Origin of the sequence: Streptomyces sp. NPDC059567, assembly GCF_042735655.1 — a bacterium.
GTDB lineage: Bacteria > Actinomycetota > Actinomycetes > Streptomycetales > Streptomycetaceae > Streptomyces.
In genome coordinates, this window is record NZ_JBHWBS010000004.1 from 168,749 (window position 1) to 174,933 (window position 6,185).

Here is a 6,185-nt window from a genome sequence, read left to right on the forward strand (position 1 = left end):
CCCTAGAAGGCCACCTCGTCGTCTGCCGCCCCGCGGCGCCCCGGGCGGCGGGGATCAGCGGAAGGCCTGCTCGCCCGTGAGCGCCTTGCCGATGACCAGGGCGTGGACCTCGCTGGTGCCCTCGTAGGTGAGCACCGACTCCAGGTTGTTGGCGTGGCGCATCACCGGGTACTCCAGGGTGATGCCGTTCGCGCCCAGGATCGTCCGGCACTCGCGGGCGACGGCGATGGCCTCCCGTACGTTGTTCAGCTTGCCCACACTGACCTGCTCGGGGGTGAGGGTCCCCGCGTCCTTGAGGCGCCCCAGGTGCAGCGCGAGCAGCATGCCCTTGCCGAGTTCCAGGGACATGTCCGCGAGCTTCGCCTGCGTCAGCTGGTAGGAGGCGAGGGGCCGTTCGAAGACGATGCGGTCGCCCGCGTACGAGATCGCCGCTTCCAGGCAGTCGCGAGCGGCGCCGAGGGCACCGAAGACGATCCCGAAGCGGGCCTCGTTCAGACAGCCGAGCGGGCCGGACAGGCCGCGTGCCTCCGGCAGCATCGAGTCCGCCGGCAGGCGTACGTCCTCCAGGACCAGCTCGCTGGTCACGCTCGCGCGCAGCGACAGCTTCTGCTTGATCTCGGGGGCGCTGAATCCGGGGGTGCCGGCGGGCACCAGGAAGCCGCGCACTCCTTCGTCGGTGCGGGCCCAGACGACCGCGACATCGGCGACCGAGCCGTTCGTGATCCACATCTTGGTGCCGTTGAGCACCCAGTCCCCGCCGTCCCGCTTGGCGCGGGTGCGCATGGATCCGGGGTCCGACCCCGCGTCCGGCTCGGTGAGCCCGAAGCATCCGATGTACTCGCCGGCCGCCATCCCGGGCAGCCACTGCTGCTTCTGCTCCTCCGAGCCGTACTTCCAGATCGCGTACATGGCGAGCGAGCCCTGGACGGAGACCAGGCTCCGCAGCCCCGAGTCGACGGCCTCCAGCTCCAGGCAGGCCAGACCGTACGCGACGGCGTTGGTGCCCGCGCAGCCGTAGCCCTCCAGGTGCATGCCGAGCACACCGATACCGCCCAGCTGCCGGGCGAGTTCGCGGGCGGGGATCGCGCCCTGCTCGAACCACTCGGCCACGTGCGGGCGCAGCTCACGGTCCGCCATCGCGCGGACGGTCCTGCGGATCTCCCGCTCCTCGTCCGTCAGCAGTCCGTCGATCGCGAACAGATCGAAGGGGTGGACGGGGGACGACTTCGACGCGTTCGACGACTGCGGCGACGGCTTCACGGACGGCCTCCAGGCGGGTGCGGCTACTCGGCGTGCCGAAGCGTAGCGGGAGATCGGATTTTGGATCCAGTATTGAATATCTGATCTCCGATCCGTACGTTCCCCGTGGATCCGATCGCCGGGCGGAGGAGAGCGGTATGCATGCAGACAACCAGGGGGTGCCCGGCCCGGGCGCGTTGTCCGGGATCGTCGTCGCCGACTTCGGCCGGGTACTGGCGGGGCCGTACATGACGATGCTTCTCGCCGACCTCGGTGCCGACGTGATCAAGATCGAGCGGCCGGGGTCCGGGGACGACACGCGCGCGTGGGGGCCTCCTTTCGCGAACGACGAGGCCACCTACTTCCTCGGGGTGAACCGGAACAAGCGCTCCGTCGCGCTCGACCTGACCGACCCGGCGGACCGGGATACGGCACGGGCGATCATCGACCGCGCCGACGTCCTGGTGGAGAACTTCCGCCCCGGCACGATGGAGAAGCTCGGTCTCGGATACGAGGACGTGCGGGCCTCGAACCCGGGGCTCGTCTACTGCTCGGTGACCGGTTTCGGCACCGCCGAGGGCGCCTATCTGCCCGGCTACGACCTTCTCGTGCAGGCCATGGGCGGCCTGATGAGCGTCACCGGCGAACCCGGCGGTCAGGGTACGAAGGCGGGGGTGGCGCTCGTCGACGTGATCACCGGACTCCACGCGGGCCTCGGCGTCCTCGCCGCCCTGCGCCACCGGGAACGTACCGGAGAAGGCCAGCGTGTCGAGGTCTCGCTGCTCACCTCGCTGCTGTCCGCGCTCACCAACCAGTCGGCCGCGTACCTCGGCGCGGGCGTCGTCCCCCGAGCGATGGGCAACCGGCACCCCAGCATCGCCCCGTACGAGGTGTTCGAGGCGAAGGACCGGCCGCTCGTTCTCGCCGTGGGCAACGACCGCCAGTTCCGGACGCTCTGCGCAAAGCTCGGGCTCGCCGCTCTCGCCGACGACTCCCGGTTCGCCACCAACGCCGCCCGCGTCACTCACCGCGAGGAGCTGCTCCGGGCCCTGGCGGGTCCGCTCGCCGAGCGGACCGCCGACAGCTGGTTCGAGGAGCTGACCGCCGCCGGCGTGCCCTGCGGGCCGATCAACGATCTCGCCGCCGCCTTCGGCCTGGCCGAGCGTCTCGGCCTCGAACCCCGCGTCCCCACCGAGGCGGCGGGCCCGGGCCAGGTCGTCAACCCGATCTCGTTCGGCGCGACCCCGCCTGCCTACCGCGCCGCTCCCCCGCGCCTGGGCGAGCACACCGAGTCCCTCCTCGCCGAGCTGGGACTTCTCCCCCGCAAGCCATAGGAAGATGTACGGATCCGGCGCCGCGGGACCGCGCGCCGGTCAGGGAACCGAAGAAAGGTCACAGGCGATGAGCAGCGCGGTGCAGAAGCGGCGGCCGCCGACCGCCCAGCAGTTCGTCCTCGAGGAGCTGCGGCGCGCCATCACCACCGGCGAGCTGCGGCCCGGCGGCCAGATCCGCCAGGACGCGCTCGCCGCCCGGCTCGACGTCAGCCGGGTGCCGCTGCGCGAAGCCCTGAAGACCCTGGAGGCCGAGGGTCTGGTGGTGCACCACATCCACCGGGGTTACTTCGTCGCCGAGTTGTCCCTCGCGGACCTGGAGGAGATCTACCGGATCCGGGAGTTGCTCGAGACGGAGGCGGTGCGGCTTGCCGTCGTCCGCGGCGAGGACGGGCTGGTGGCCACGCTGGAGGGGATCCAGCGGGAGGTGGAACGGGCCGCCGACGCCGGGGACGTGACGGCGATGGCGGCGGCCAACCGCCGCTTCCACTTCACCCTGATCGAGGCGTCCGGGATGCCGCGCCTGGTCCGCCTCATCGGCACGCTGTGGGACGCCACGGACGCCTACCGCTCGCTGTACTACACGGAGGTCCCGAACCGGGAACTGGCCGTGCACGAGCACCGGGCCGTCATCTCGGCGGTGCGCCACGGCGACGAGAACGCGGCGGTGCGCGAGCTGAGCGATCACCGGGCGCACGCGGTCGCGGCGTTGCGGGACGTCCTGGATCTGGACTGAGGCAGCGAGCCGGAGTGGTGGCGCCGCCCTGAAGTGGCGGCGGCCCCGGGTGAGGGCCCGACCGGGAGTGACGGCGACTCGCCGGCGCGCTGTGGGCAGCCACCGGGCGGAAAATCGGGATGCCCCTTCCGTATCACCACCTCTAGCCTCGACGGCATGGACCATGGACGCCTGCTGAACATCGTCGACGTCGAGGCGACCTGCTGGGAGGGGAAGCGGCCGCCGGGAGCGGTGAGCGAGATCATCGAGATCGGCCTCACCGTCGTCGATCTGGACGCCGGCGAACGGATCGGCCGGCACCGAGTGCTCGTCAAGCCCGCGCGTTCGACGGTCAGTTCGTTCTGCACGGAGCTGACCGGACTCACCCAGGCGGAGGTGGACACCGGTCTGGATTTCGCCGCCGCCTGTCGACTGCTCGCCGCCGAGCACGCCACCGGGGCCCGCCCGTGGGCCAGTTGGGGCGACTACGACCGCAATCAGTTCACGCACCAGTGCCGGGTGACGGGTACGGAGTACCCCTTCGGGCACCGCCACACCAACGCCAAAGCGGTCTTCACCGAGGCGAACGACCTGCCCAAACGCCCGGGCATGGCACGTGCGTTGGAGATCGCGGGAATCCCGCTGGAGGGCCGGCACCACCGGGGCGAGGACGACGCCTGGAACATCGCCGCGCTCGTTCTGCGGTTGAACGAGCGCGGCTTCTGGCCCGCGTAAACCGTTCAGAAGGTTGACAGGGTCATCACACGCTCACCATTCTGAGAGCGCTCTCAGCTCCCTCATGACCCCCACCCCGAGGAGCCCTCCCATGCCTTCCCGCCATCGACGCAGGCTCGCGCTGCTCGCCCCGGTCACCGCCGCCGCCCTCGTCGGCACCGCCGTGACCGTCGCCGGCCCCTCCCCCACGGTCCAGGCGGCCGTCACCGACTCCGCCGCCGCTTCGGCCGCCGTCCCCGCCACGATCCCGCTCACGTTCACGAACAACTCGCGCCGCGGAGAGCAGGTGTACGTCTACAACCTCGGCACCGAACTCTCCACCGGCCGCCAGGGCTGGGCGGATGCGAACGGCACCTTCCATCCCTGGCCCGCCGGGGGTTCCGTCCCCGTCCCCGCGCCCGACGCATCGATCGCAGGCCCGGCGAGCGGTGGGTCCATGACGATCCGTCTGCCGAAGTTCTCCGGACGGATCTACTTCAGCTACGGCCAGAAGCTCGTCTTCAAGCTCGCGACGGGCGGCCTCGTGCAGCCGGCCGTGCAGAACCCCGGCGACCCCAACCGGAACATCCTCTTCAACTGGTCCGAGTACACGCTCAACGACTCCGGACTCTGGCTCAACAGCACCCAGGTCGACATGGTCTCGGCCCCGTACGCCGTCGGCGTCAAGCGGCCCGACGGAAGCGTCGCCACCACGGGCCGGCTCAAGCCCGGTGGCTACAAGGGCTTCTTCGACGCGCTCAGGGGCCAGCCCGGCGGCTGGGCGGGCCTCGTCCAGACCCGGAGCGACGGGACCGTACTGCGGGCCCTCGCGCCCGGCCACGGCATCGAGGCGGGCGCGCTCCCGGCCGGTGTCATGGACGACTACATCAATCGCGTCTGGACCAAGTACGCCGGCTCGACGCTCACCGTGACGCCCTTCGCGAACCAGCCGTCGGTCAAGTACCACGGCCGGGTCTCCGGCAACGTCATGAACTTCACGAACAGCGCGGGGGCCGTCGTCACCTCCTTCCAGAAGCCCGACTCGGACAGCGTCTTCGGCTGCTACAAGCACCTCGACGCCCCGAACGACCAGGTCCGGGGCCCCATCTCCCGTACCCTCTGCGCCGGATACAACCGCTCCACCCTGCTCACCAACCCCGACCAGCCGGACACGTCGGCCGCCGGCTTCTACCAGGACGGCGTGACGAACCACTACTCGCGCAAGATCCACGCGCAGATGGCGGACGGCAAGGCGTACGGCTTCGCCTTCGACGACGTCGGCGCCCACGAGTCCCTGGTGCACGACGGCGACCCGCGACAGGCGTACGTGACGCTCGACCCGTTCGACTAGCCTCCCGCCGTCCCGGGCTCCTGCTCCTCCTCCGGCTCCGCGTGAGGGATCATGGACGAAGGAGCGGAGAAGGGACGGAACCGACCATGCGGAACCGCAGTGTGGCCGACCTGATGACGCCGACCGCGGTGGCCGTGCAGCCGGGGACGTCGTTCAAGGAGATCGCGCGACTGCTCGACGAGTACGGCATCACGGCGGTGCCGGTGGTCGACGAGGACAACCGGCCGGTCGGCGTGGTGTCCGAGGCGGATCTGCTGCGCCGCCACACCGCCAAGGGCGGGCCGAGCACCGCGGGGGCCATGATGTCCAGCCCCGTGGTGGTGGCCCGCCCTTCCTGGACGGCGATCGAGGCGGCCCGGCTCATGGAGCGGCACCGGGTGAAGCGGCTGCCGGTGGTGGACGCGGGCGGGCAGCTCATCGGGGTGCTGAGCCGGAGCGATCTGCTCCAGCTGTTCCTGCGGCGCGACCGCGCGATCCAGGAGGAGATCCTGGAGGACGTGGTCATGCGCATCCTGGGTATCTCGCCAGCCTCGCTCCACATCGACGTGGAAGAGGGCCGGGTGACGCTCAGCGGCACGCTGGAGCGCAAGAGCATCGCACCGGTGTTCGTCCGGCTCTGCGAGAGCGTCGACGGCGTGGTCGAGGTCGTGGACCGGCTGTCCTACGAGGACGAGGACGAGGATCAGGACAAGGGCGACAGCGACGCTCCGGCCGAGGCCGAGGCTCCGCCCCTTCCCTGACAGCGGAGCGGGGCCGGCGGCAGGGCGCCGCCGGGCCCGGGCCGGCGGGCCCCTCAGGCGTCCGCCGCGGGCCCGCCCGATCCGGGGCCGGTGGG

The 6,185-nt window shown here is 71.0% G+C and carries 6 protein-coding genes; 5 read left to right on the forward strand and 1 reads right to left on the reverse strand.

Features of this window, described 5'->3' with window-relative positions:
- Nucleotides 1-54: 54 nt before the first annotated feature.
- Complete coding sequence (locus ACFVZW_RS04055; RefSeq protein ID WP_384516393.1) at nt 55-1,260, reverse strand: acyl-CoA dehydrogenase family protein; 1,206 nt, start codon at nt 1,258-1,260, stop codon at nt 55-57.
- 137 nt (nt 1,261-1,397) lie between these two features.
- Here ACFVZW_RS04055 and ACFVZW_RS04060 point away from each other — a divergent pair, with 137 nt between their 5' ends.
- From ACFVZW_RS04060 to ACFVZW_RS04080, 5 genes are all read left to right on the forward strand, one after another.
- Entirely contained in the window at nt 1,398-2,573 is a 1,176-nt protein-coding gene (locus ACFVZW_RS04060; RefSeq protein ID WP_384516396.1) for a CaiB/BaiF CoA transferase family protein, read from the forward strand.
- Between the two features lie 67 nt (nt 2,574-2,640).
- On the forward strand, nt 2,641-3,306 hold the full coding sequence (locus ACFVZW_RS04065) for a GntR family transcriptional regulator (RefSeq protein WP_384516399.1): 666 nt from the start codon (nt 2,641-2,643) through the stop codon (nt 3,304-3,306).
- Between the two features lie 156 nt (nt 3,307-3,462).
- The gene (locus ACFVZW_RS04070; RefSeq protein ID WP_384516401.1) at nt 3,463-4,020 is read left to right on the forward strand and encodes an exonuclease domain-containing protein; all 558 of its coding nucleotides are present in this window, start codon (nt 3,463-3,465) and stop codon (nt 4,018-4,020) included.
- A 91-nt stretch (nt 4,021-4,111) separates the two neighbouring features.
- Nucleotides 4,112-5,350, forward strand: a complete 1,239-nt coding sequence (locus tag ACFVZW_RS04075) for a glycoside hydrolase family 64 protein (RefSeq protein WP_384516404.1) — start codon at nt 4,112-4,114, stop codon at nt 5,348-5,350.
- A gap of 86 nt (nt 5,351-5,436) precedes the next feature.
- Nucleotides 5,437-6,090 carry a CBS domain-containing protein gene (locus ACFVZW_RS04080; RefSeq protein WP_384516407.1) on the forward strand — a complete coding sequence of 218 codons (654 nt, stop codon included), beginning with the start codon at nt 5,437-5,439 and terminating at the stop codon, nt 6,088-6,090.
- Nucleotides 6,091-6,185: the final 95 nt, after the last annotated feature.